Below are 22,950 nucleotides of genomic sequence, written 5' to 3'. Positions count from 1 at the left end.
CTTCAAGCCCCGACACCTGCAGTCTGCCTGCCGCCATATCGACTGGACAACATCAGATACACCACATACATACCCGCGTAACCAGCACCATAGGCAATCAGCGTAAGACGGTAGGAATCGAAACCATATAGAACCACGATCACCATCCCCAACAAAACACTTTGCCAAATCAGATCCACCTTCTGCTTTTGCGCCAGAAAGAAGGTATAACTCAGGGGACTGGCGATGAAACGCAATGCAAATAACGGAACCAGCCAGATGGCCATCACCCCAGCCAGGCGCCAAGGCTCACCGAACACCAGGGTGAAGGCGGACTCGGCCAACGGCACCGTGACCAGCACAAGACAAAAAGACAACAGCGCCAAAATACGGAACGTCCGACGATAGACCTGTCTGCAATGGCCGTGTGTACGCATTTCCAGCCCGGCATCACGGATGAACACGTCGCGAACGGCGGCACCCAGCACTGCCAACGGCGCCCCCAGGGTTCTGGAGGCCAGCGCAAAACAGCCTGCCACCTCCCCGCCGTAGCGTGCTGCCAGCACAATCACCGGCAACTGAGCCGCCGAAGCATTGATCATGTCGCTCGGCATTGCCAGCAAGGGAAAGCGCCAGTACTTGCGCCAGACCTCGGACCACAGAAGCTGCAATTCAGACCATGCGCGCGGCAGATACGCCAGGATCGGCAGCAGCCTGATGGCCACGCACACAGCCACAGCCGTCCCGGCAATCTGAGCCACGACCAATGACTCGGCAACCGGATTAAACCAGGCAGCCAGTATCTGCAGCCCGGTCACGCCTGCTGCCTGAACCAGGCGGATTGCATTGAGCGCATGAATCTGCCCGTTATTGGCAGCCCATGCTTGCCAGACGACAGATAAGGCGGCACACAAACACATAGGCGCCAGCCAGCCGGTCAACGCAGCAGAAACTCCGAATAACCCGGCCGGCCACAGGCCGACGACCAGCCAAGTCAACAGGCCCAACAAGCCCCCCATGCCCAACACCACCAGAACCGTCGCGACCACCAGGCGACCGCGCTCGACACCATCCGAAGCCAGGCCAAAGGCGGCATCCAATCGAGCCGTCAGGAACAGGTTCAGGACCACCGACACCCCATACCAAGCGGCGAACAAACCGAACTCTGCCGGCACGTATAGCCGGGCAATCAGCAGTGAGCCGGCAATCGGGATCGCTTGCGACAGTGCGGCTCCTGAAAAGACCACGGCCACTCGCTGCCAGTAGGAGGACAGCCGCTTACGGTGCATCATGGCTCACCAGTGCACGGATCTGCATTTGAGCCGCCTGCGCATAAGCCCGCACTCCCACCTGATTCAAATGACTCTCGTCCATATAGATCAGATTTTCGGCCAGCCACGGGGCTTGATTGAAAACGGGCAACTGGTCGAGCGCCAGGAAATGCGCGCCGCTACTCTTTACAAGGCGAGAAATTTCATCGTTTGCGCGGCGATAGGCTGGATCTACGGGGACACGGCTCGTTAGGCCAAGGCTGGCGAAGCGCTGTATCCGCATCGGGTTTTTCAACCACAGCGGCACCTGGGACAGAACATAGATCCGATCCGGACGATGCGCTTTCAGGAAGGCTTCCAGATTGGCGGCAAAGCCGGAATCCTGCAGTTGATAACTCCACATGCCCGCCAGAACCAATACTCGACTCCGATCCCGCTCCAGCTCCGTCTGCACTCGCCGGATCTGGTCCAGACACTGCGCCTGAGACCATTCAGGCAGTTTGCTGATGTTGAAGTCCGGAATCGGGATGCAACTACTGGCCGTCAGCACCCTGGCCTTGAAATGCTGTTCTTTGCCAAGTTCAGCAAAAAAATCATTCAGCATCGCCGCGTGCGAGTCGCCAACCACGAGAACTTCCAGTTCGCTGGTCAGGTCTCCTTTTACACAATGCCCGGTATCAGATCCATGGCAGATCAAATCTGCCGGATCTGCGTACCGTGTATATTCGGATCCCAGGCCTGCGGATGCAATATAGGTCTTAGCCGCCGGAGCCACCTGATACAGGCCCAGCAACCCGACACCTGCAATCAACGCCCCAGCCAACGCGCTGGGTACTGTCAGATATGGACGCAGTACATTCAGACGTAGCTTTCTAGCCGGCTCCTCGATCAGATAAAACGACAGGCACGCCAGCAATAAAGTGCCAAATCCAAAAACCAAAGTCGCCTGCAAGCCTAGCGACTGACTACCAGTGTAGTACCGGATACAGGCCAAAATCGGCCAGTGCCATAGATAGAGCGAATAAGACAGAAAGCCGATCCAGACCATGACGGGATGGGCCAATGCAACTGACAAACGAGAGCGGGAAGCCGCGATGATCAGGGCGGCTCCGATGACCGGCGGCAGGGACAGGAGGCCGGGAAAAGAGGACGCACTATTCAATCCGAATAGGCTGGACGCGATCAACACCAACCCCACCAGAATGGCACCATCTGCACACCGCTGCGACCAATCGCGACCCACGACGTTGATCGCCAGCCACGAGCCCACCAGAAATTCCGGAATGCGCGAGTACAGCGCGTAATAGGTTTCCTGACGGTGCCCGCCAAGCCGTAACTGCCATTCGGCCACCAACACCAACACGAGAATCAGGATCGGAATGACCCGCTTGACCCAGGTGCCAGAAAGCATCAACACCAATGCGGGCAAAAGCAGGTAGAACTGCATTTCGACCGCCAGCGACCAAGTATGCAACAGCGGCTGCTCCGCCAGGCCGGGGGCAAAGTAGTTGCCAAAATGAGCGAAATACTGATTGCTGGTGAAGATCGCCGTGGATTTCAGGCTCGCTAAAAAATAAGCATAATCATCGTCAGTGAACAGCAGCTTTGCCACGCCCCAGACCAAGAGCAACATGAAGAAATAGGCGGGTACGATCCGGCGTAGCCGGCTGATGTAAAACCGCCGCAGGCATACCGTGACAGCGTAGTCGGCTGCTTGCTTCTTCAGAAAAAGCTGTTGCGTAATCAAAAACCCGGAAATGACCAGGAAGATATCCACGCCCACATAACCACCGGGCAATAGCGCTGGATCATAATGGAACAACATGACCGCCAAGACCGCCAGGGCACGTAAACCCTGGATATCCAGACGATACCTAGCATGATCAACTGCACGCATCATTTCCTGTTTACCTCTGATTCCCGCTGCAGCTCTTCGATCTCCCGCCTCAGGGCTTCGTATTCCCTCTGTTTGATCTTCAGGAAGCTGCGCGTAAGTTCGGCCTTGGCAGCGATCCCTGCGGGAGTCAGCAGGTAGGCGTAGCCCAGCTTGTTTTCGCTATGTCGAAAGTTCTGCATCTTGATCAGCCCCTTGTCCAGCAGGGCGCGCATGCAGTAATTGGTCTTCCCCAGGCTGATTCCCAGAGCCTGTGACAAGTCACGCTGGCTCAGCCCCGGGTCTGCTTCCAGCAGACGCAGGACTTTGAGGTGGCTTTCTTCGTAAACGCCTTCGGTCATTTTTTCAAGAACGGATGGTAGTCCTCTGTCAATGGGGCCAAAGGCGCATGACGGATGGCCGACACAGTCTGAATAGCGGTACGATTTTCCTCCAGCCCGAACCCCTGCCCAGCCAGGATGCCCTCGTAGCTGCGCGTATGCAGATCGGTGAAGCCGCCGGAAAACTCGATTTCCTGACCATCCACGGTAATGGATCGGAATGTGCGCTGGCCGCTGGCCTTCTGCGTATCCGGCACATCGGCATAATCCACGGACAAGAACCAGCGCACCCGGGCGTGCTCGTATTCCAGGTAGCCGCCCGCGTAGGTTTCCGCATTGGCATGCACCACATTGGCCTGCAGGTTGCCAAAAATGTAATGCAGCATGTCGAAGAAATGCACGCCGATATTGGTGGCGATGCCGCCGGATTTTTTCACATCGCCCTTCCAGGACTGCAGATACCAGTGGCCGCGAGACGTGATGTAGGTCAGGTCCACTTCGTGCTTGGTGTTTTTCTTCTGCTCTGCGACTTGCTTGCGCAGGGCCACGATGGCGGGGTGCACGCGCAGTTGCAGGATGGTGTTGACCTTGCGCCCTGTGTCGCGCTCGATTTCCTGCAGGCCGTCGATGTTCCAGGGGTTCAGCACCAGCGGTTTTTCGCAGATGGCGTCTGCGCCGGACCGCAGGGCGAAACGCATATGCGAATCGTGCAGGTAGTTGGGTGAGCAAATGGACACGTAGTCGATGCGCTTGTCGTCGCCCGAGCGGCGCATCTTGTCGATGTGGCGGTCGAACCGTTCGAATTCCGTAAAAAATTCCGCATCCGGAAAGTGGCTGTCGATGATGCCCACGGAATCGTTGGGATCCAGGGCGGCCACCAGCCGGTGGCCGGTGTCCTTGATGGCTTTCATATGGCGCGGAGCGATGTAGCCGGCGGCGCCGATCAGAGCGAAGTTCTTCATGTCTCTCGTTTGGCTGGATAAAAAGGCAGATGAATCAGGCCGCTTGGCATTGCCGCACGGTATCGACCACGCGGCTGATAGCCGCCTCGTCCAGATACGGATGCATCGGCAAACTCATCACCCGCTCGGCCACGGCATCGCCAACCGGCAGCGACACGCCGTCATCCGCCACCGCCGGTTGGCGGTTCAGGGGAATGGGGTAATGGACGGCAGTGGGGATGCCTGCGGCTTTCAGGGCGTCCTGCACGGCATCGCGCCCGTCGAGTTGCACGGTGTACTGCGCCCAGGCGCAGGCATTGTGGGCCTCGATGACCGGTGTGGCCTGGATGCCGGCCGCATTGAACAGGCGGGTATAGGTGTCCGCCACGCGCTGGCGGGCGGCGATCTCGTCGTCCAGCACAGCCAGTTTCGGCAACAGGATGGCAGCCTGCAGGGTGTCCAGGCGGCTGTTCACGCCGACGCGGATATGGTGGTAACGGCGGTCCTGTCCATGACGGGCGATCTGGCGCAGCACGACCGCCAATGCGTCATCGTTGGTAAAGATCGCGCCGCCGTCCCCGTAGCAACCCAGGGGCTTGCTGGGGAAGAAACTGGTACACGAGATCGTGGACAGATTGCCGCTCTTGCGGCCCTTGTAGCGGCCGCCCAGGCTTTGGGCCGCGTCCTCGATGACCGTCAGTCCGTGCTTGTCGGCGATGGCGTTGATGGCGTCCATGTCGGCGCACTGGCCGTACAACGAGACGGGAATGATGGCGCGGGTGCGCGGGGTGATGGCGGCTTCCAGCCTGGCCGGGTCCAGGGTGTAGGTGCGCGGATCGATATCGACGTAGACGGGCTTGGCGCCCAGCAGGGCGACGGTTTCGGCGGTGGCGATATAGGTGAAACCCGGCGTAATGACCTCATCCCCCGGGCCGATGCCCAGCGCCATCTGGGCGATCTGCAGGGCGTCGGTGCCGTTGGCGACCGTGATGCAGTATTTGGCGCCGGTGTAGTCGGCCAGCCGCTCTTCCAGTTGGGCCACTTCCGGTCCCAGGATGAATTGGCCGTGGGCCAGCACGCGCTGGATGTTGGTATCGATTTCGTTTTTCAGGCGCTGGTACTGGGCTTGCAGATCAACGAATTGCATGATGACGATGAGTATGGAATGAAAATCAAAGACGGACGCACTGGCCGTCGGTCAGCCGGTAGGTGGCGCCGGTATGGGAACAGATGGTTTCACCATGACCGCTCAGGGGCAGATCCAGTTGTTCGCCGTGCTGGCTCATCCAGCCGATCTGGCGCGCCGGCACGCCGACCATCAGGGCGTAGGGTTTGACGTCCTTGTTGACGACGGCGCCCGCGCCGATGAAGGCGTATTCACCGATGGTGACGCCGCAGACGACGGTGCAGTTGGCGCCCAGGGTGGCGCCCTTCTTGACCAGGGTGTCGCGGTATTCGTCCTTGCGCTCGATCAGCGAGCGCGGGTTGTAGACGTTGGTGAACACCATGCTGGGGCCGCAGAACACGCCTTCTTCCAAGGTGACGTTATCGTAGACGGAGACATTGTTCTGGATCTTGCAGCGGTCGCCGATCACGACTTTGTTGCCGACGAAGACGTTCTGGCCCAGGGAAACACCCGCGCCGATGCGGGCGCCGCCGCAGACGTGGACGAAATGCCAGACGCGCGATCCTTCGCCGATCTGGGCGCCGGGATCGACGATGGCGGTTTCGTGTTGGTAATGGGTCATGGGTTCTGGACGTTGGAGGGGATTGCAGGCATTTCAGGCACGCTACCGCCGTGCTGTGACACGGTCAGCAAGCGCCAGGCGATGTTCATCGGGTGAACGCGATCATACATCACCTGGCCAGGCACTAAAACAAAGAAGTAGCCACAGGATTTATCTGAAACTGCCCGTCACGCCCAGCCACATCCCGTGCTGCCTCTGCCCCGCTCCATGCTGGCCGGTATAGGCGAAGCCAATGCGGGCGCTGCGCGCAACGGGCGCCTGGACGCCCAGGTCCAGGCGCAGGACATGACGCGGCAGGGGCAGGCCTTCGACTTCATAGCGCCGCTGCGGATCGGCCCGATAGGCCTGATGGCTGGCCAGGGCGGATCCGCCCCATAGACGGCGCACGCCCAGCTCCAGCGCCATCAGAGCATCTCCATGCCGCGTGGACCAGGGACGCCGGACCTGGACACCCAATTGCCCCATCCAGCGGCGATCCGTGTTTTCGTCCAGAGCGACGGCCGCCAATCCGCCACTTTCTTCCGCCGCGGGACGATGCAGGCGCAGCCAGACCGCCCGGGCGTAGGGCGTCAATTGCCACGAACCCAGGGGAACCGGCCGCTCCGGCTGGACATGCAGCCAGGCCTGGACCAGCCGCGCGTCGGTGCGGCTGCGCAGCGTGGCGTCTTCCGGGTCGGCCTGGCGGTCGAGGTCGGCCCGATGCCAGGACTGCGCGGCACCCAGGCTCATGCGCCAGCCATGGCGCGCCAGGCTGGCGCCCAGGCCCAGGTGCGCGGACCGATCATGCACGCGATACAGGTTTCCCATCTGGGCCGGTGCAGGCGCGGCCGACCCCGGGTTCGCCAGGCGGGTGTCCTGGGTGCCCATGAAGACCGACAGGAAGCCGCCCGTGCCCACCTGCCGGCTGACGCCGATCTGCAGGCCGCCGGTGTCCCGGTCGTCGCCCGGCAGGCCCCGGACACCGCTCCGCTCGGTGTTGGCGGCCCAGCTCCGGGCCCAGGCCTGGCCGCTGTCGCCGTGCGCCAGGGCGGCATCCCGCGCAAAACGGCTGTCGTCCAGCAGGGCGCCGCGCCAGGCGGCGTCGGCCGTGCTCAAGCCCTGCGCGTTGTATCGCAGGCCCAGGGTGACGGTGTTGGCGCCATACTCCAGGACGGGGTCCAGGTAGCGCAAGGCGCTGACGACCCGGGTGTAGCGGCCATCGCCGGGCACAGGATCGCCGCCGCCATCCGCCCCGTATTCCAGGCCGCCATCGGCCTGGACGATAATCCAGCGACGATCGGGCGTCCAGGCGCCGGGCGCAGGCTCGATCGCCAGCTCGCCGCCCAGGCGCGCCGTGCCAAAAGACCAGATCCGGTCGGCCTGGCCGCCGGCATCGATGCGGATGCGGGTCTGGGCGCCCGGCAGCAGGGCCAGGCGCTGGCCAATCATCAGGGTGCCGGTCTGATCCGTATCGCCCGGGCTCAGCAGGCCGGCGATACGGGCCTCGTCCACCTGGCCGGTACCGGACAGCACGGTGCCGGGTCGGGTCAGCACAGGCCCCCACCACAGTTGCCCGATGTGCAGGCCGCCCTGCGCCAGGACGAGCGGGTCGCGGTCGATGCTGAATCCCGCGCCCGCCAGCCGCAAAGTGCCGGCGCCGTCCTTGACGACCGGGGCATTGGTCTGGATCCCGCCCGCCCAAGTGGCCTCGCCCGCCGGCACGCGCCACACGGCGGCGGCGCCCAGGCCGGCGATGGGGGGCAGGCCCCAGTGCGCGGGCGGCGTGCGGGCGGTGTCGGCGGAGCGCACCTGCATCGCTTGCCCGATACGGATGCCGGGGCGCAGCTCCAGGCGGGTACCGGCCGACATTTCCAGACTGTTGCCCGGCACGCCCAGGGCGCTTTCGTGCGCCAGGCCCAGGCTGCCCTCGGCCAGCACGATCTGGCCGTTCGTGGCGCTCGCGCCGGCCAGTTCCAGATGCCCACCGCCCAGTTTCCAGAACGGAATGGGCAGCAGGGGATCGACCGGGTGGCCCAGAATGGGGCCTTGCAGTTCCAGGGTCCGGCCGCCGGCGACCCGGAATCCGCTGGCGCCCTCCAGGTGCAGCCCCCGCGCGATGCGCCGGTCTTCATCCACGGCGATCCATTCGCCGCGCAAAACAAAAGGCGCCGGGGAATCATCCCACGGCGCCTCGGGCAACACCTGCGTCAGGCCGGGCGGCGGCAGGCCCAGGCAAAGCAGCGCCAGGATGGCGCGCAAGAAAAGCGTTCTGAAGATGGACATTCTTGTCTCCTGTAGAGGTTTTGTGTCACTGAATGTGACAACCCGGTTTTACAGAAGACGGAAGGGAATGGGGAGTTGAGTTGCGGCGGACTTAAGATGGGTCAAGCCACCGCCGCCCCCTGCTGGTACTTCCACGCGCTGCGGCACATGTCCTCGAGCGTGCGGGCGGCCGTCCAGCCCAGATCCCGGCGGGCTTTGGCGGGATCGGCATAGCAGGCGGCGACGTCGCCCGGGCGGCGCGGCTGGATGCGGTAAGGCACGGGGCGCCCGGACGCCTGCTCGAAGGCGCGGACGAGCTCCAGCACGCTGTGGCCGCGCCCGGTGCCCAGGTTGATCGCATGCCAGCCCGGGTGGCTGGCCAGAAAGCCCAGGGCGGCGGCATGGCCCTCGGCTAGGTCCATGACGTGGATGTAGTCCCGCACACCGGTGCCGTCGAGCGTGGGGTAGTCGTTGCCGAACACGCTCAGCTCGGCCCGCTGGCCGGCGGCGACCTGGGCGACGTAGGGCATGAGGTTGTTGGGCACGCCTCGCGGGCTTTCACCGATCAGGCCGCTGTCGTGCGCGCCCACCGGGTTGAAGTAGCGCAGGCAGGCCAGACGCCAGACCGGGTCGGAGGCCGCCAGATCGCTCAGGATTTCCTCGATGTGCAGCTTGCTGCGGCCGTAGGGGTTGACGGCGCGCGTGGGGTGGCGCTCGTCCAAGGGCAGGGATTGCGGCTCGCCATAGACGGTGGCGCTGCTGCTGAAAACCAGGGTGCGCACGCCGCCGGCACGCATGGCTTGCAACAGGCAGAGTGTGCCCTGGACGTTGTTGCAGAAGTAGTCCAGCGGTTTTTCGACGGATTCGCCTACGGCCTTCAGGCCGGCGAAGTGGATGACGGCCTCGATGGCGTGGTCGCGCAGGGTGCGGGCCAGCAAGGCCTCGTCGCGCACGTCGCCCCGCACGAAGACCGGCGCCGCGCCCAGGATGCGCGCCAGTTGGCCGACGACGGCCTCGCTGCTGTTGGACAGGTTGTCGAGCAGGACGACGTGGTGGCCCTGTTGCGCCAGGACGGTGGCGGTGTGGCTGCCGATGTAGCCCGTGCCGCCGGTGAGCAGGATGTTCATGCGGGGTGTGGTTCCATGGAGAGAAGAATTCATGGAATCGTACCAGTCGTCTTCAGCCGAGGTCGGCTTTTACGAATAGCTCGCTACAGTGAAAGCGGGTAGTTTGTAGGTCCGACTACTTATTGCGATAGTCCCAAATTGGGACTATGATTGAACCATGCGCATCATTGCCACGCGCACCTTAAGGCGCTTCTGGGATCGGCACCCAGACGCAAAACAAGCTATCCAGGTCTGGGTAGACGAAGTTCGCCAGGCCAATTGGCAGCAGCCAGCAGACATCAAGGCCCGCTATGCCAACGCCAGCATCCTTGGCAACCGGCGCGTCGTGTTCAATGTCAAAGGCAATGACTATCGATTGGTTGCAGCCATCGCTTACCGCTTGGGCGTCGTCTATGTGAAGTTCATCGGCACGCACGCTGAATATGATGACATCGACGCCGCAACAGTCGAAATGGAGTAGCCCCATCATGGAAATCCGCCCCATCCGTACCGAAGCCGACTATGAGATGACGCTCAAGGAGGTTTCTCGCCTGGTTGATCTTGATCCCGCGCCCGATACCGTGGAGGGCGACAGGCTGGAAGTGCTGTCCACGCTGGTGCAAGCCTATGAGTCCCGCCATCATCCCATCGACCTGCCGGACCCGATCGAAGCAATCAAATTTCGCATGGAACAATCGGGACTGAGTATCAAGGATCTGGAGCCAATGATCGGGCGGCGCAACCGCGTCTACGAGATACTGAACCGGAAGCGCGCCCTGACCCTGCCCATGATCCGAAAACTGCACCAGGAGCTTGGCATTCCCGCCGAGAGCCTGATCCAGCCGACCGCATAAAAAGAGACGGGCAGGCATTAGCCTGCCCGCTGATGCCGCTCGAATCCGGTCCGGGCGGTCTGCGGGCAGAGTGCGGGCTCGGGGAAGCGCGGCGGCCCGCTACAATCCATCCCATCACATTTTGTCATTGCTTGTGTCATGCCCTCTTCTCCGGCCGTTCTCCCTGCCTGGCTGTCGACCTGGATGTCTGCCGGCGCTGCGCTGTTCTTCCTGCTGATGCTGTCGGTGCCCTCAGGCTATTCCATCGGCGGCGGCGTCTTGCTGCTGGGCGGGCTGGCCGCGTGGTGGACTGCCCGGCGCGCGGGGCGCCGGACCCAGGCCGGTGTGCCGGACGGGCTTGCGCCCGCCCCCTGGACGGCCGAGGACCGCACGCTATGCGCGCTGCTGCTGGCGGTGTTCGCCATCAATGCGCTGGCCGTGCTGTGGCACGGGGATTCGGGCAAATACCTGGACCAGGGCGCCCGCTACCTGTTGGCCGTGCCCATCCTGGCGGGCCTGCGGCGCATCCGGCTGCGCCTGGATTGGGCAGCGGCGGGGTTGGCGCTGGGCCTGTTCGCCACGGCGGGCGTCGCCGCATGGCAGACGTTGGGTATCGGCTATGTCCGCGCCATGGGTTTCGTCACCAGCGCCATCCCGTTTGCCGACATGGCGCTCACCATGGGATTCTGGAGCTTGATGGGGGCCGCCCTGGCGGCGATCCAGCGGCGCTGGGCCTGGAGCGTCCTGCTGCTGGCCGGGGCGCTGGCCGGCCTGTACGCCATGATCGCCGCCGCCACGCGCGGCAGCCTGATCGCGCTGCCGGTGCTGCTGGTGCTGGCCGCTGTGGCGCTGCTGCGCCGCGCGCACCTGCGCCCGCTGCTGGCGGGCATCGCCCTGCTGGGTGCCACGGCGGTTATCGCGCTGGCCGTGCTGCCGGCCGGCCAGATCGCCGAAAGCCGCTATGCCGCCGCGCTGGACGAATGGCAAGCCTACCGCCAGCAAGGCGATGCCTCGAACAATGTCGGTTCCCGCCTGGAGGCCTGGAAGGCGGCACTGATCAGCATTCCGGAACGGCCTTTGCTGGGCTGGGGCCATGCGCAATACGATGCTCACCTGCAGACCTTGATCGAGGCCGAACGGGTGGCGCCCTTTGTGGGGACGCTGTCCAATACGCACAATCAGTTCATCGAGATCTGGCTGCACCAGGGCAGCCTGGGGCTGATCGCGTTTCTGGCGCTGCTGATCGCCAGTTTCTGGTATTTCTGCCGCCGCCTGCGTGCGCCCGAGCCGGCGGTGCGGGTGCTGGCCTGCTGCGGGGCGGCGTTGCCGGCCGCTTTCGCCGCCTATGGGCTGACCCAGGTGATTCTGGGCCGCAACAACGGGGTGATGTTCTTCCTGGTATCGCTGGCTGTGCTGTGGGCCGCGCTGCGGCAAGCCGAGTACGACGCCGCGCACGGGGTCTAGGCTTTTTCCCGGCCGCGCAGCCACTCCCTCAAGGCCTGATTCATGCGGGTCTGCCAGCCGGGCCCTCCGGCCTTGAAGGCATCAATGATATCGACGTCGTAGCGGATCGCTGTCTGAATCTTGCGCGGTGCTTTCTGAGGCCCGCGCTGGCCGCGTAGTTTCTGCTGCAGCGACTCAGGCAATCCATCCAGGCGCACGGCCGTGCGCATGTCGGCCTCGGTCCATTCCGGGTTGTCGTCGTCCACGCGCTCAGGATCGATTGATTTCTTGCTCATACAAATACACCTCCCGCCGATTGGCCTTGCGCAAGCTGATGATGCGGATCGCATGCTCGCGCTCTGTGAATACCACCACATGCACACGGCCATCGATCTTGCCCAGCGCCCGGATGCGCACCTCGCCGTAATCGCACCGTGCATCGACTTTGAATACCGCGGTCTCGAACTCGAACTGGGACGCCAACGCGAACGGCAGGCCGCGCTCTCGCTCATTGATCCTCGATTTATACGGATCAAATTCGATATCCATATTCTGATTGTAGATGCATTTAAATCAATGATCCATCTTTCTGTAGACACATTGACGGGATGGGAGCATGTTGCATCGCCCATCTTATGGATATCTGTCTTGTAAGCGAGGCGGGCTGTGGTGGATTGATCACAACCTGCACTGGAGGCAAGGCGGAGCTTCCGCCCGGCTACAGCGGTGCGATCCGCCCGAACTCGACCTGCACGGTCTGCGGGCGGCCCAGGATGTCCAGCAGCAGGGTGACGCGGTCGGCGGAGACCGCCCGGACCAGTGCCTGGACGCCGGCCAGCGCCGGATCCCGCAGGCGCACGGCCATGCCGGGCTGGTAGGGGCCGATGTCGGCCAGACCGGCGGTTTCGCGCAGGTCTTCGGCCCGGCGGATGGCCTGGACGGCATCGTCCGCCAGGGTGGCGGGCTGGTGGCCGAACATGACCAACCGGCTGACGCCCACCGTGGAACGCACCACGGACAGGGACTGCGTGGCCCGGGTGGGCCGCAGGAACAGGTAGCGGGGGAACATGGGCTCGCGGGCGGTCAGCGCGGGATCGGCCGCGGCCGTACTTGCCGGATCGGACGGCGTCGGCGCGACGGCCGCGCGCCGACGCCGCCCAGGTTCCCGGAAGACCTTGAACAGCGGCAGATAGACCTCGAAATCCTGGCGCCGCAGTTGTTCGGCGGCGGTGCGTTCCTGACGGGGCTTGGTGTGAGCGACGTACCAGGCGGAGGGAAGATCAGGCGTATTCAATATGGCACCCGCACATCCGGGGCATCCACGGGAAAATCCCGGTGATTGCGCGACACCAGCAACATCCCATGGACCTGGGCGGAAGCCCAGATGATGGCATCCGGTAGCCGGATGCGCCGTTCCCTGCGGATGACGACGGCACGACCCGCCACCTGGTCATCCACCCCGATCCGCTCGAAGGAATCCAGCCAGCGACGGATCGCGGATTCTTCGTGCGGCACGGCACCCGCCAGCACCTCCATCCAGGTAATGATGCTGATGGCCGGCCGCGCATGGCGGTCGAGTTCGGTATGTGCCTTTTCGTGCCCGCTGAGGAAATCGATGAGCACGTTGGTATCGATCAGCGCTCTTACCATTCCGCTCTTTGCGCCTCCTGGTATTCGAGCCCGTCGATCGAGCGATCCCGCCAGAGACCGAACACGGCCGATGCATCACCCGGCGCATGGTGCGCGAGATAGGCATCGATGGCATCACGAATGATGGCCGCACGGGACCGCCCTTCGGTGCGCACTTTTGCGGCAAGGGCCTGCAACTGCGTTTCCGAGAGATCGATGAGGATTCTGGCCATGGTTTTTGAGTCCTCAGAAGATATCATCATTGTATATCATCCAGAATCATGACCAAAGGAAATCCAGCATATCCACCTGAACCTGCACTGTCAGCCTGCGACTTCTACGCAAGCCTGTCGCCTGCCCGGATCACCTCGCAGCAACAATTCGGGCGCCTCCTCTTTCAAGGAAGGCGCCCGATGCATGGCGCGCGGCAGCGGAACCGGATGGCCAAGCCAGCCATCCGGATCGCCCGAAGATCAAGCCTCCGCGTGTTTGGCGGCCTCGACGGCGGCGTCGGTGTCGTGCGGGGCGCCGTTGAAGAACACGTTCAGCAGCACGGCCGACAGCGACGTCAGCAGGATGCCCGATTCGATCAGCGGGTGGATGGCGTGCGGCATCCACTGGCGGAAGTTCGGGGCGACCACGGGGATCATGCCCATGCCGATGGAGATGGCCACGATCATGGCGTTGTTGCGGTTCTTGGCGAAATCCACGCCGCCCAGGATGCGGATGCCGGTGGCGGTGACCATGCCGAACATCACGATGCCCGCGCCGCCCAGCACGACGGTGGGCAGGGATTCGACCAGCGCCGCAAGCTTGGGCAGCAGGCCCAGTACCAGCAGGATGACCCCGCTGGCCACGCAGACGAAGCGGCTGCGCACCCCCGTGACGGCGACCAGGCCGACGTTCTGGGAGAAGCTGGAATACGGGAAGGTGTTGAAGATGCCGCCGATCAGGGTGCCCAGGCCGTCGGTGCGCAGGCCGCGCGCCAGGTCTTTCTGGCCGATCTTCCTGCCGGTCATGTCCGACAGGGCCAGGAACATGCCGGTGGATTCGATCAGGATCACGATCATGACCAGGACCATGGTCAGGATCATCCAGAAATCGAACTTCGGCATGCCGAAATGAAAGGGCATGACGATGTCCACCCATTCGGCCCGGCCGACCTTCTCGAAGGTCATGATGCCCATGGCGGACGTGATGACGGCGCCGATGACGATGCCCAGCAGCACGGCGATGTTGGCCAGGAAACCCTTGCAGAACTTGGCGATCAGCAGGATCGACACCAGCACGATGGCGGCGATGCCCACGCCGGTGAGATTGGCGTACTTGGGATTGGGCATCGTGGGCATGAGCGCCAGGCCCTCGGGCACGGCCGGCAGGGGCGAGCCCGGCGCGCCCGAGGCGGCCCGGATGTCGTTCAGCCACGCGACGTAATTGGGATCGACCAGGGACGGCGCGGTGGGGCCGAAGGGGTTGCCGAAGATCCAGTTGATGCCCACGCGCATCAGAGTGATGCCGATGATGGCGATGATGGTGCCGGTGACGACCGGCGGGAAGAAGCGCAACAGGCGGCTGATCCAGGGGGCGATGAGGATGGTGATGATCCCCGCCGCGATGATGGTGCCGAACAAGAGCTGCGCGCCTTCGTGCCCTGGGTTGGACTGGGCGATGTGGATCATGGGCCCGACCGGGGCGAAGCTGACGCCCATGATGACGGGCAGCTTGATCCCGAACCACGGGGTGGCGCCCAGGGACTGGATGATGGTGGCGATGCCGCAGGCGAACAGGTCGGCGGCGATCAGCAGCGATACTTCGTGGGCGTCCAGGCCGAGCGCCCGGCCGATGATCAAGGGGACGGCCACGGCGCCGGCGTACATGACCAGCACGTGTTGCAAGCCCAGGGCCGTCAGTTGGCCCATCGGCAGGATTTCATCCACCGGGGCGACGGTTTTGCTCATGTCTTGTCTCCAGGGTCGGGGCTCGCCCTTGCGCGGGGATGGCCCTCATGTCTTGGTTTTGAAGTCTGAAAAACGCTTTTCCAGCGTTCAGTGGCCACTCTACCGGAGGTCGCCACGCACAGTCATGTGCAAAGCACGATAAGGTTTTTTCGGCCCGGCGCATAATCCTGGGTAAACCCTGAGCGTTTTCAGACAATCCCGCCTGGGCCGGGGTGAAAGACCGGGAAAGCCCCTAGATCTCAACCCCGCAGGCGGTCGATCCAGTGGCGGGTGGAAGCGTCGTGCCCGGCGCCCGGCCCGCCGCTGGCGGATGCACCGGGGCCGGCCGCGTCGGCGCGGTGCGCCTGGCTGGCCGCCGGATCCAGCTCGGCAATGATGCCGCGCGCCAGGATCTTGCCGTATTCGACGCCCCATTGGTCGAAGGGGTCGATGCCCCAGATCACGCCTTGCGTGAAGACGCGGTGCTCGTACAGGGCCAGCAGGGCGCCCAGGGAATACGGGGACAGGCGCGGCAGCGCGATCAGGTGGTTGGGGCGCCCGCCCGGATGGACGCGGTGCGGCGCCAGCCAGGCGGCGCGGGCTTCTTCCATGCCCTCGGCCAGGCATTCTGCGTGCGCCTGGGCCAGGGTCTTGCCGCGCATCAAGGCCTCGCGCTGGGCCAGGCAGTTGGCCAGCAACTGGCGGTGGTGCGCCGGCCAATGGTGGTCGGCCTCGCGGCACAGGATGAAGTCCACCGGCGCGCCGTCGCTGCCCTGGTGCATCCATTGAAAGAAAGTGTGCTGCGCATCGGTGCCGGGCATGCCCCAGACGGCCGGGCCGGTGGGCACGCCCACGGGGCGGCCGGCGACGTCCACCGACTTGCCCAGGGATTCCATATCCAGTTGCTGGATGTAGGGCACCAGGTTCGCGAGACGCGAATCGTAGGGGGCGATGTTCAGCGACCCCTGGCCCAGCACGCTGCGGTTGGCCACCCCGGCCAGCGCCATGCGCACCGGAGCGTTTTCCGCCAGAGGCGCCTGGGCGAAATGCGCATCCATGGCGGCCGCGCCCGCGCGCAAGCCTTCCAGCACGTCGACGCCCACGGCCAGCGCGGTGCTCAGGCTGACCGCGGACCAGAGCGAAAACCGCCCGCCGACCCAATCCCACAATTGAAAAATCTGATTTTCCGGCACGCCCCAGGCGCGGGCGCGGTCGGGCCGGGCGGTGACCGCCGCCAGATGGGCGGCCGGATCCAGGCCGGACGCAATCAGCCATTCGCGCGCACGCGCGCCGTTTTCCAGGGTTTCCGCCGTGGTGAAGGATTTGGAGACCAGCACGACCAGGGTTTCGCGCGGGTCCAGCCCCGCCAATCCGCCTTCGATCGCGTGGCCGTCGATATTGGCCACGAAGCGCACGTCGCGCCAGGTGCCGGCATAGCCGAAGGCCGTCACCGCCAGGCGCACCCCCCAATCGGATCCGCCGATGCCCACATGCACGACGTGGCGCCAGCGCCGTCCGGCATCGGCGCGCTGCACCCAGGCGTCCATGCGTTCGCGCTCGGCCTGCACCTCGGGCGGCGCCTCGGGCGCGCGCAGCAGGGTATGCCAGGCGGCGCGGTCTTCCGTGACGTTGACGACCTCGCCGGCCAGCAGGCGCGCGCGCTGCGTGTCGAAATCCCGCGCCCGCAGCAAGGCCTCGCCTGCGGCCATGAGTTCGGGCGAATGACGCTGGCCGCTGGAATCGAGCGTCAGGCCGGGGGCCTCGATCAGGTCCAGCACGCCGGTGCGCGATGCGCAGGTCTGCGCCGCCAAGGCAAAGCGCTTCCACTCGGGAAGGCCGGTGAGGGGGGCAAGCGTATCGGCGGCAAGGCGATCGGACATGGCGGTGGAATGAAGGTCGGCGGGATCGCCGGTCATTATGTCATGCGGTCATACGAAGCAAGCGCGCCGGGGGTCACAGCACAGCCTCCAATCCTTTGCGGTCCAGCAGATTCAGCAGCTTCAAGGAAGGACCACTGGGTTGCTTGTCGCCCTGCTCCCACTTGCGAACGGTCGAGACGCTGGTGTTGAGCACAGCGGCCAACACGGACTGGCTGAGCCTGAGCTTCGTACGCATGGCGCGGATTTGTTCACTGGTATAGGCGGGGACCGGATCCAGGCACAGGGCGTCATAGCGCAGCATCTTGCGTTTGTCGATGAATCCCAGCCGATGCAAGTCGCGGGCCGTTTCATGGACAGCGGCCAGCAGCGGGCTGTCAGCCGAATGTTTGATCGTCATGGCAAATCTCCTGTAGCGAGCCGTCCCCGATGGCGGCGTCCATCTGTGATGGCGCCAATCTCAACAAGTCCGAAGCCAGCATCCGCAAGGCCATCAATTCAGCGCCAGTGATGTTTTCCCTGTCGTTCTTGGCGAATCCGAACATGAAGAACCAGCGATCCCCACGGTTAGTCGCTACCAGAGTCCGCGCACCCCCGCTTTTTCCGCGTCCCGCGAGACCGACGCGTTTCTTGAATATGCCACCACCCAGATCGGCATCCAGGAGGCCCTGCGCCATCTCCGAAACGGCGCGGCAAAGCGCATCGTGCGTCAATCCGGTCTTCCGCATCCAACGCAGGAAATGACGCGTCAGGAAAACCCGCTGTCGTCGAGTCATATTATGCCACTCAGTGCCATAGCAACCAAGCTCATCCCGAGCTTAGCGGCCTGACGGTTGCATTCCAACCCCTCCATGGACAAAAACGCCCCGGCGCTTCCCTGTCGAAGGAAAGCGCCGGGGCGTGCAGGCGCCGGATTCAGCAGCGCTCGAAGATGCCGGCGGCGCCCATGCCCGTGCCCACGCACATGGTGACCATGCCGTACTGCAGGTTGCGGCGGCGCAGGCCGTGGATGGTGGTGGCCGAGCGGATGGCACCGGTGGCGCCCAGGGGGTGGCCCAGGGCGATGGCGCCGCCCAGCGGGTTGACCACGTCTTCGTTCAGGCCCAGGTCGCGGATGACGGCCAGGGACTGCGCGGCAAAGGCTTCGTTGAGTTCGATCCAGCCCAGTTGGTCCTGCGTCAGGCCGGCCTTTTTCAGGGCGGCGGGGATGGCCTCCTTGGGGCCGATGCCCATGATGTCGGGCGGCACGCCGCGCACGGCGAAGGACACGAAGCGCGCCAGCGGCGTCAGGTTGTGCTCTTTCAGGGCGCGCTCGGACACGACCAGCAGGGCGCCGGCGCCGTCGGAGGTCTGCGAGCTGTTGCCTGCAGTGACACTGCCCTTGGCGGCGAACACGGGGCGCAGGCGGGCCAGGGCTTCCAGACTGGTGTCGGCGCGCGGGCCTTCGTCCAGATTGACGGTGCGGCGGGTTTCGCGGACTTCACCGGCCTTCAGGTCGGGCAGGCGGCGCACGATCTCGACCGGCAGCATTTCATCGGTGAACTCGCCCGACTGCTGGGCGGCCAGGGCGCGCTGGTGCGAGCGCAGGGCAAAGGCGTCCTGGTCTTCGCGGGAGATCTTCCAGCGCTGGGCGACCTGCTCGGCGGTGGACCCCATGCCATAGGCGATGCCGATGTTCTCTTCCTTCAGGTAGACATCCGGGCTGAAAGAGGTGTTGATCCCCATGGTGGGGACCAGGCTCATGGATTCGGTGCCGCAGGCCAGCATGACGTCGGCCTCGCCCACGCGGATGCGGTCGGCTGCCATGGCGACGGCCGTCAGGCCGGACGCGCAGAAGCGGTTGACGGTGACGCCGCCGACGGATTGCGGCAGGCCGGCCAGCAGCACGCCGACGCGCGCGACGTTCAGGCCCTGCGGGCCTTCGGGAATGGCGCAGCCGACGATGGCGTCCTCGATCGCGGCGGGATCCAGGCCGGGCGCCTGGGCCATCACGCCCTGGATGGCCTTGGCCAGCAGTTCATCGGGACGGGTGTGGGAATACATGCCGCGCGGGGCCTTGCCGATGGGCGTGCGCGTCGCGGCGACGATGTAGGCTTGTTGCAGAGCAGTCATGGTAAGTCTCCTTGTTCGGGTATCCGGGCCGCTGCGCGGCCCGGGGCATCGTCTGCGACGCGTCAGTTGCGGACGGGCTTGCCGGTTTGCAGGAGACCGGCAATGCGCTCTTGTGTCTTGGGATTGGCAAGCAGCGCCAGGAAAGCCTCGCGCTCCAGCCGCAGCATCCAGGCCTCGTCGACCAGGCTGCCCGGATCGACGTCGCCGCCGCAGATGGCCGTGGCGACCTGTTCGGCGATGTGGAAGTCGTAGTCCGAGATGTAGCCGCCCACGCGCATGTTCACCAACTGAGCCTTGAGGGTCGCGATGGCGTCGCGGCCGGCCACGGGGAAGCGCGCGGCCAGCGGCGCGCGGTAGCCCTGCTCGGCCAGGTTGGCGGCTTCGCGCACGGCCACGTACAACAGTTCGTGGCGGTTCATCACGATGGGGTCGGAATCCCGCAGGAAGCCGATCTGGCGGGCTTCCAGCGCGGATTTGGACACGCGCGCGGTGGCCACGGCCAGGACGAACTCCTTGACGTAGGCCAGCAGCGGGGCGTCCGGGGCGGACTGCGCCTGGATCTCGGCCGCGCGGCGGGCGCTATACGTGATGCCGCCCGCGCCCGGCACCAGGCCGATGCCGACTTCCACCAGACCGATGTAGCTTTCCAGATGGGCGACGCGGCGCGCACAATGCACGGACAGTTCGCAGCCCCCGCCCAGCGCCAGGCCGGCCACGGCCGCGACCACGGGCACCTGGGCGTAGCGCAGGCGCATGACCATGTCCTGCATTTCCTTCTGGATCGGCTCGACGGCCTTGACGCCGCCGGACATGAAGGCGGGCAGCATGGCCTTCAGATCGGCGCCGGCGGAGAACGGGTCGTCCAGTTGGGCGACCACCAGCGCCTTGTAGCCCTGCTCGGCCAGGTCCACAGCGCGGACCACGCCGCGCACCACGTCCGGGCTGAGGGTGTGCATCTTGGTCTTGAACGACACCAGGAGCACGTCCTGGGGATGCGGGGCGGGCAGCGTCCAGCACATCACGGCGTCGTCCTCATGAACGACGTTCGGCGCCAGGGCCGGGCCTTCGCCCACCAGGCGCGGCGCGCCGATCTGGCGCTGGTAGACAGGCAGCGCGCTGCGCGGCACATAGGCGTTGGCGGCCGGGCTGTAAGAGCCTTCCGGCGTATGCACGGCCTGCTTGTCCCAGACGGCGCCGCTGGTGGCCCAGGCGGGCAGCGGGGCATCGGACAGGGTCTTGCCGGCGGCGATATCCGCCTGGATCCACTCGGCGACCTGGCGCCAGCCGGCGGCCTGCCAGATCTCGAAAGGCCCCTGGGCATGGCCGAAGCCCCACTTCATGGCCTGGTCCAGCTCGCGCGCGCTGTCGGCGATGTCGCCCAGGTGCACGGCGCTGTAGTGGAAGGTGTCGCGCAGCACGGCCCAGACGAATTGGGCCTGGGGATGCGTGGAATCATGCAGCGCCCGCAAACGCTTGGCGGGATCGCGTTCCTTCAGGATGTCTTTGACTTCGTCAGCGGCCTTCTCGCCGGAAGGCACGTATTCGCCGGCCTGCGGATCCAGGCGCAGGATCTGCTTGCCTTCTTTCTTGAAGAAACCGGCCTTGGTCTTCTGGCCCAGGGCGCCCTTCTCGATCAGGGCGGCCAGCACGGGCGGCACGCCGAAATGCGCGCGGAAGGGATCATCGGGCAATTGGTTTTTCATCGTGTCGATGACGTGCGCCAGCGTATCCAGACCCACCACATCGGCGGTGCGGTAGGTGCCGGATTTGGCACGGCCCAGGCGGGTGCCGGTCAGGTCGTCGACCAATTCATAGGGCAGGCCAAGCGCCTGGGTGTGATGAAAGACCGACAAAATGCCGAACACGCCGATGCGGTTGCCGATGAAGTTCGGCGTATCCTTGGCGCGCACGACGCCCTTGCCCAGTTGCGACACGAGGAAAGTTTCCAGGTGGTCCAGCAGCGCCGGCTCGGTGGCGGCGGTGGGGATCAGCTCGACCAGCGGCATGTAGCGCGGCGGGTTGAAGAAGTGCACGCCGCAGAAGCGGTGGCGCAGGGTCTCGGGCAGCGCCTCGGACAAGGCCGTGATCGACAGGCCCGAGGTGTTGCTGGCGACGATGGCACGCGGGTTCAGGGCCGGCGCCAGCTTGTGATAGAGATCGCGCTTCCAGTCGAGACGCTCGGCGATGGCCTCGATGACGACGTCGCAATCGGCCAGCAGCGCCAGGTCTTCGTCGTAATTGGCCGGCGTGATCAGATCGGCCAGCGCATTGACGCCCAGGGGGGCGGGGTTGAGTTTCTTCAGTTGGGCGATGGCGCGCTGAACGATGCCGTTCTTGCCGCCCTGGCCGTCGTCCTTGGCCAGATCGAACAGCACGACCGGCACGCCGGCGTTGACGCAGTGGGCGGCGATCTGCGCGCCCATGACCCCGGCGCCGCACACCGCCACGCGGCGGATGAACAGAGGGGCGGACTGGCTGGTTTGCATGATATTGTGTCCTCGCTGGTTTTAATGGGCCGGCCGATTGTTCGGGATGCGCCGTGCAGGGTGCGCGGCTGCCGCATGCTGCGGGCGGCTGGCTGCGGTTGCGGTGCGCATCGCCTTCCCGGGCCGATTTTTTGATTGTCGCTGATTTACGATGAAAATTCAAACAATCGTTTGAATTTAATGTTTGCTGCTGCCATGGCCCGATTGCCCCGCCTCTACGCCCCCCGCATTCCCCAGTTGATCCAGGCGCGTTTCGCGCATCCGCTGGCCCCGCCCGATGCGCCCGCGCCCGCAGCGGCGCTGGACCGGATCCGCGCCTGGCTGGCGGAGGAAACCGGGCGGGCCGCGGCGGGCGAAGCCGGCGCCCTGGCCTTGCATGCCTGGATCATCCTGCCCGATCGCATCACGCTGCTGGCCACGCCCGGAGACGAAACCGCGCCCTCGCGCCTGATGCAGGCGCTGGGGCGGCGCATGGGTTCGGGCCTGATGCGCACGCGCGTCTACGCAGGACGCTATCACAATGCCCTGCTGGAACCGGGCCGCTGGGTGCTGCCGGCCATGATGTGGCTGGAATCGCTGGCGGTCTCGGCCGGCCAGGTGGGCGCGGCCACGCAATGGCCCTGGTCGTCGGCGGCGGAACACGCGGGACTGGTCGGCGTGGAGCCCGCGCCCGCCGCAAACGGCATGCCCGGCGGTGCGAAGACCGCCGGCGCGGCGCACATCCGCCCGGTGCTGACGGACCATCCCGACTATTGGCGCGAAGGCGACACGCCTTTTGCACGCCAGGCCGCCTGGCGCAATCGGCTCGCCGCCGGGCTGGGCGAGGCGCAGCGCCTGCCGATCGAGGCGGCCTTGTCAGGGCAATGGGCGCTGGGGGAAAAAATCTTCATGGCGCACCTGGGGCGCCTGGCATCCCGGCGCGTCAGCCCGGCGCCGCGCGGGCGGCCCAGGAAATCACTGCACTGATAATGTTTATCACACCGACGAGCAATCCCTCCAAAGCGCCAAAGTTAAAATTCGAGACAAATCATGTATATTCTTACGACTGCGAGGCATGGATCAAAAGCCAGGCCGGATCCAGACGGCTGCGCCCAACAAGAAGCAAAGTGATCGATGCCGCACCGACAGAGGGT

23 protein-coding genes are annotated in these 22,950 nt (G+C 64.8%); 4 read left to right on the top strand and 19 right to left on the bottom strand.

Annotated elements, in window-relative coordinates; translation table 11 throughout:
- Nucleotides 1-2: 2 nt before the first annotated feature.
- The 8 genes from ABRZ00_RS06060 to galE all read right to left on the bottom strand — a co-directional run bounded on the left by ABRZ00_RS06060 (nucleotide 3) and on the right by galE (nucleotide 9,521).
- Nucleotides 3-1,271, bottom strand: a complete 1,269-nt coding sequence (locus ABRZ00_RS06060; RefSeq protein WP_368642629.1) for a lipopolysaccharide biosynthesis protein — start codon at nucleotides 1,269-1,271, stop codon at nucleotides 3-5.
- Nucleotides 1,258-3,150: an acyltransferase family protein gene (locus ABRZ00_RS06055; RefSeq protein ID WP_368642630.1), complete on the bottom strand. Its 1,893-nt coding sequence runs from the start codon at nucleotides 3,148-3,150 to the stop codon at nucleotides 1,258-1,260. The genes ABRZ00_RS06060 and ABRZ00_RS06055 overlap by 14 nt, the downstream gene beginning before the upstream one ends.
- Nucleotides 3,147-3,485, bottom strand: a complete 339-nt coding sequence (locus ABRZ00_RS06050; RefSeq protein WP_368642631.1) for a MarR family EPS-associated transcriptional regulator — start codon at nucleotides 3,483-3,485, stop codon at nucleotides 3,147-3,149. The genes ABRZ00_RS06055 and ABRZ00_RS06050 overlap by 4 nt, the downstream gene beginning before the upstream one ends.
- Nucleotides 3,482-4,426, bottom strand: a complete 945-nt coding sequence (locus ABRZ00_RS06045) for a Gfo/Idh/MocA family oxidoreductase (RefSeq protein ID WP_368642632.1) — start codon at nucleotides 4,424-4,426, stop codon at nucleotides 3,482-3,484. The genes ABRZ00_RS06050 and ABRZ00_RS06045 overlap by 4 nt, the downstream gene beginning before the upstream one ends.
- 34 nt (nucleotides 4,427-4,460) lie before the next feature.
- Nucleotides 4,461-5,552 (bottom strand): DegT/DnrJ/EryC1/StrS family aminotransferase, encoded by a 1,092-nt coding sequence (locus ABRZ00_RS06040; protein ID WP_368642633.1) that lies wholly within the window; start codon nucleotides 5,550-5,552, stop codon nucleotides 4,461-4,463.
- 25 nt (nucleotides 5,553-5,577) lie between these two features.
- Complete coding sequence (gene wbpD, locus ABRZ00_RS06035) at nucleotides 5,578-6,153, bottom strand: UDP-2-acetamido-3-amino-2,3-dideoxy-D-glucuronate N-acetyltransferase (RefSeq protein ID WP_368642634.1); 576 nt, start codon at nucleotides 6,151-6,153, stop codon at nucleotides 5,578-5,580.
- Between the two features lie 150 nt (nucleotides 6,154-6,303).
- On the bottom strand, nucleotides 6,304-8,415 hold the full coding sequence (locus ABRZ00_RS06030) for an autotransporter domain-containing protein (protein WP_368647869.1): 2,112 nt from the start codon (nucleotides 8,413-8,415) through the stop codon (nucleotides 6,304-6,306).
- A gap of 101 nt (nucleotides 8,416-8,516) precedes the next feature.
- On the bottom strand, nucleotides 8,517-9,521 hold the full coding sequence (gene galE, locus ABRZ00_RS06025; protein WP_368642636.1) for a UDP-glucose 4-epimerase GalE: 1,005 nt from the start codon (nucleotides 9,519-9,521) through the stop codon (nucleotides 8,517-8,519).
- Nucleotides 9,522-9,678: 157 nt separating this feature from the next.
- On the opposite strand from galE, the gene ABRZ00_RS06020 reads away from it, so the two are divergent.
- The 3 genes from ABRZ00_RS06020 (at nucleotide 9,679) to ABRZ00_RS06010 (ending at nucleotide 11,797) form a co-directional block, all read left to right on the top strand.
- Nucleotides 9,679-9,981, top strand: a complete 303-nt coding sequence (locus tag ABRZ00_RS06020) for a type II toxin-antitoxin system HigB family toxin (protein ID WP_343834957.1) — start codon at nucleotides 9,679-9,681, stop codon at nucleotides 9,979-9,981.
- Between the two features lie 7 nt (nucleotides 9,982-9,988).
- Nucleotides 9,989-10,354, top strand: a complete 366-nt coding sequence (locus ABRZ00_RS06015) for a type II toxin-antitoxin system HigA family antitoxin (protein ID WP_368642637.1) — start codon at nucleotides 9,989-9,991, stop codon at nucleotides 10,352-10,354.
- 138 nt (nucleotides 10,355-10,492) lie between these two features.
- Nucleotides 10,493-11,797, top strand: a complete 1,305-nt coding sequence (locus tag ABRZ00_RS06010; RefSeq protein WP_368642638.1) for an O-antigen ligase family protein — start codon at nucleotides 10,493-10,495, stop codon at nucleotides 11,795-11,797.
- On the opposite strand, the gene ABRZ00_RS06005 is transcribed toward ABRZ00_RS06010, so the two are convergent.
- From ABRZ00_RS06005 to ABRZ00_RS05955, 11 genes are all read right to left on the bottom strand, one after another.
- Nucleotides 11,794-12,072 carry a BrnA antitoxin family protein gene (locus ABRZ00_RS06005; RefSeq protein WP_368642639.1) on the bottom strand — a complete coding sequence of 93 codons (279 nt, stop codon included), beginning with the start codon at nucleotides 12,070-12,072 and terminating at the stop codon, nucleotides 11,794-11,796. The genes ABRZ00_RS06010 and ABRZ00_RS06005 overlap by 4 nt on opposite strands.
- Entirely contained in the window at nucleotides 12,047-12,325 is a 279-nt protein-coding gene (locus ABRZ00_RS06000; protein ID WP_368642640.1) for a BrnT family toxin, read from the bottom strand. Before ABRZ00_RS06000 ends, ABRZ00_RS06005 begins: the two co-directional genes overlap by 26 nt.
- Nucleotides 12,326-12,494: 169 nt before the next feature.
- Nucleotides 12,495-13,070: a transcription termination/antitermination protein NusG gene (locus ABRZ00_RS05995; RefSeq protein WP_368642641.1), complete on the bottom strand. Its 576-nt coding sequence runs from the start codon at nucleotides 13,068-13,070 to the stop codon at nucleotides 12,495-12,497.
- Nucleotides 13,067-13,426: a type II toxin-antitoxin system VapC family toxin gene (locus tag ABRZ00_RS05990; RefSeq protein ID WP_343834950.1), complete on the bottom strand. Its 360-nt coding sequence runs from the start codon at nucleotides 13,424-13,426 to the stop codon at nucleotides 13,067-13,069. Before ABRZ00_RS05990 ends, ABRZ00_RS05995 begins: the two co-directional genes overlap by 4 nt.
- On the bottom strand, nucleotides 13,420-13,638 hold the full coding sequence (locus tag ABRZ00_RS05985) for a CopG family transcriptional regulator (RefSeq protein ID WP_320347699.1): 219 nt from the start codon (nucleotides 13,636-13,638) through the stop codon (nucleotides 13,420-13,422). Before ABRZ00_RS05985 ends, ABRZ00_RS05990 begins: the two co-directional genes overlap by 7 nt.
- 240 nt (nucleotides 13,639-13,878) lie before the next feature.
- Nucleotides 13,879-15,363, bottom strand: a complete 1,485-nt coding sequence (locus tag ABRZ00_RS05980) for a nucleobase:cation symporter-2 family protein (protein ID WP_368642642.1) — start codon at nucleotides 15,361-15,363, stop codon at nucleotides 13,879-13,881.
- 239 nt (nucleotides 15,364-15,602) lie between these two features.
- Entirely contained in the window at nucleotides 15,603-17,222 is a 1,620-nt protein-coding gene (gene pgi / locus ABRZ00_RS05975; protein ID WP_368642643.1) for a glucose-6-phosphate isomerase, read from the bottom strand.
- Nucleotides 17,223-17,295: 73 nt separating this feature from the next.
- Nucleotides 17,296-17,619, bottom strand: coding sequence for a helix-turn-helix domain-containing protein (locus tag ABRZ00_RS05970; RefSeq protein ID WP_368642644.1), 324 nt, complete (start codon nucleotides 17,617-17,619; stop codon nucleotides 17,296-17,298).
- Nucleotides 17,597-17,995, bottom strand: a complete 399-nt coding sequence (locus ABRZ00_RS05965; RefSeq protein ID WP_343834946.1) for a type II toxin-antitoxin system RelE/ParE family toxin — start codon at nucleotides 17,993-17,995, stop codon at nucleotides 17,597-17,599. The genes ABRZ00_RS05970 and ABRZ00_RS05965 overlap by 23 nt, the downstream gene beginning before the upstream one ends.
- Before the next feature lie 139 nt (nucleotides 17,996-18,134).
- On the bottom strand, nucleotides 18,135-19,331 hold the full coding sequence (locus ABRZ00_RS05960; protein ID WP_343834945.1) for an acetyl-CoA C-acyltransferase: 1,197 nt from the start codon (nucleotides 19,329-19,331) through the stop codon (nucleotides 18,135-18,137).
- A 62-nt stretch (nucleotides 19,332-19,393) separates the two neighbouring features.
- The gene (locus ABRZ00_RS05955; RefSeq protein ID WP_368642645.1) at nucleotides 19,394-21,817 is read right to left on the bottom strand and encodes a 3-hydroxyacyl-CoA dehydrogenase/enoyl-CoA hydratase family protein; all 2,424 of its coding nucleotides are present in this window, start codon (nucleotides 21,815-21,817) and stop codon (nucleotides 19,394-19,396) included.
- 195 nt (nucleotides 21,818-22,012) lie between these two features.
- On the opposite strand from ABRZ00_RS05955, the gene ABRZ00_RS05950 reads away from it, so the two are divergent.
- Nucleotides 22,013-22,783: a hypothetical protein gene (locus ABRZ00_RS05950; protein WP_368642646.1), complete on the top strand. Its 771-nt coding sequence runs from the start codon at nucleotides 22,013-22,015 to the stop codon at nucleotides 22,781-22,783.
- Nucleotides 22,784-22,950: the final 167 nt, after the last annotated feature.

The sequence above is a fragment of the Castellaniella ginsengisoli genome (genome assembly GCF_040955415.1).
GTDB classification, from domain to species: Bacteria; Pseudomonadota; Gammaproteobacteria; order Burkholderiales; family Burkholderiaceae_B; genus Castellaniella; species Castellaniella ginsengisoli.
Note: the sequence above shows the minus strand (reverse complement) of the source record. Positions and strands in the feature narration are given on the sequence as shown.

Excerpts from the sequence above, each read along its gene's own strand:
- ABRZ00_RS06060 (WP_368642629.1), bottom strand. The coding sequence starts at position 1,271 with ATGATGCACCGTAAGCGGCTGTCCTCCTACTGGCAGCGAGTGGCCGTG.
- ABRZ00_RS06055 (WP_368642630.1), bottom strand. The coding sequence starts at position 3,150 with ATGATGCGTGCAGTTGATCATGCTAGGTATCGTCTGGATATCCAGGGT.
- ABRZ00_RS06050 (WP_368642631.1), bottom strand. The coding sequence starts at position 3,485 with ATGACCGAAGGCGTTTACGAAGAAAGCCACCTCAAAGTCCTGCGTCTG.
- ABRZ00_RS06045 (WP_368642632.1), bottom strand. The coding sequence starts at position 4,426 with ATGAAGAACTTCGCTCTGATCGGCGCCGCCGGCTACATCGCTCCGCGC.
- ABRZ00_RS06040 (WP_368642633.1), bottom strand. The coding sequence starts at position 5,552 with ATGCAATTCGTTGATCTGCAAGCCCAGTACCAGCGCCTGAAAAACGAA.
- wbpD (WP_368642634.1), bottom strand. The coding sequence starts at position 6,153 with ATGACCCATTACCAACACGAAACCGCCATCGTCGATCCCGGCGCCCAG.
- ABRZ00_RS06030 (WP_368647869.1), bottom strand. The coding sequence starts at position 8,415 with ATGTCCATCTTCAGAACGCTTTTCTTGCGCGCCATCCTGGCGCTGCTT.
- galE (WP_368642636.1), bottom strand. The coding sequence starts at position 9,521 with ATGAACATCCTGCTCACCGGCGGCACGGGCTACATCGGCAGCCACACC.
- ABRZ00_RS06020 (WP_343834957.1), top strand. The coding sequence starts at position 9,679 with ATGCGCATCATTGCCACGCGCACCTTAAGGCGCTTCTGGGATCGGCAC.
- ABRZ00_RS06015 (WP_368642637.1), top strand. The coding sequence starts at position 9,989 with ATGGAAATCCGCCCCATCCGTACCGAAGCCGACTATGAGATGACGCTC.
- ABRZ00_RS06010 (WP_368642638.1), top strand. The coding sequence starts at position 10,493 with ATGCCCTCTTCTCCGGCCGTTCTCCCTGCCTGGCTGTCGACCTGGATG.
- ABRZ00_RS06005 (WP_368642639.1), bottom strand. The coding sequence starts at position 12,072 with ATGAGCAAGAAATCAATCGATCCTGAGCGCGTGGACGACGACAACCCG.
- ABRZ00_RS06000 (WP_368642640.1), bottom strand. The coding sequence starts at position 12,325 with ATGGATATCGAATTTGATCCGTATAAATCGAGGATCAATGAGCGAGAG.
- ABRZ00_RS05990 (WP_343834950.1), bottom strand. The coding sequence starts at position 13,426 with ATGGTAAGAGCGCTGATCGATACCAACGTGCTCATCGATTTCCTCAGC.
- ABRZ00_RS05985 (WP_320347699.1), bottom strand. The coding sequence starts at position 13,638 with ATGGCCAGAATCCTCATCGATCTCTCGGAAACGCAGTTGCAGGCCCTT.
- ABRZ00_RS05980 (WP_368642642.1), bottom strand. The coding sequence starts at position 15,363 with ATGAGCAAAACCGTCGCCCCGGTGGATGAAATCCTGCCGATGGGCCAA.
- pgi (WP_368642643.1), bottom strand. The coding sequence starts at position 17,222 with ATGTCCGATCGCCTTGCCGCCGATACGCTTGCCCCCCTCACCGGCCTT.
- ABRZ00_RS05970 (WP_368642644.1), bottom strand. The coding sequence starts at position 17,619 with ATGACGATCAAACATTCGGCTGACAGCCCGCTGCTGGCCGCTGTCCAT.
- ABRZ00_RS05965 (WP_343834946.1), bottom strand. The coding sequence starts at position 17,995 with ATGACTCGACGACAGCGGGTTTTCCTGACGCGTCATTTCCTGCGTTGG.
- ABRZ00_RS05960 (WP_343834945.1), bottom strand. The coding sequence starts at position 19,331 with ATGACTGCTCTGCAACAAGCCTACATCGTCGCCGCGACGCGCACGCCC.
- ABRZ00_RS05955 (WP_368642645.1), bottom strand. The coding sequence starts at position 21,817 with ATGCAAACCAGCCAGTCCGCCCCTCTGTTCATCCGCCGCGTGGCGGTG.
- ABRZ00_RS05950 (WP_368642646.1), top strand. The coding sequence starts at position 22,013 with ATGGCCCGATTGCCCCGCCTCTACGCCCCCCGCATTCCCCAGTTGATC.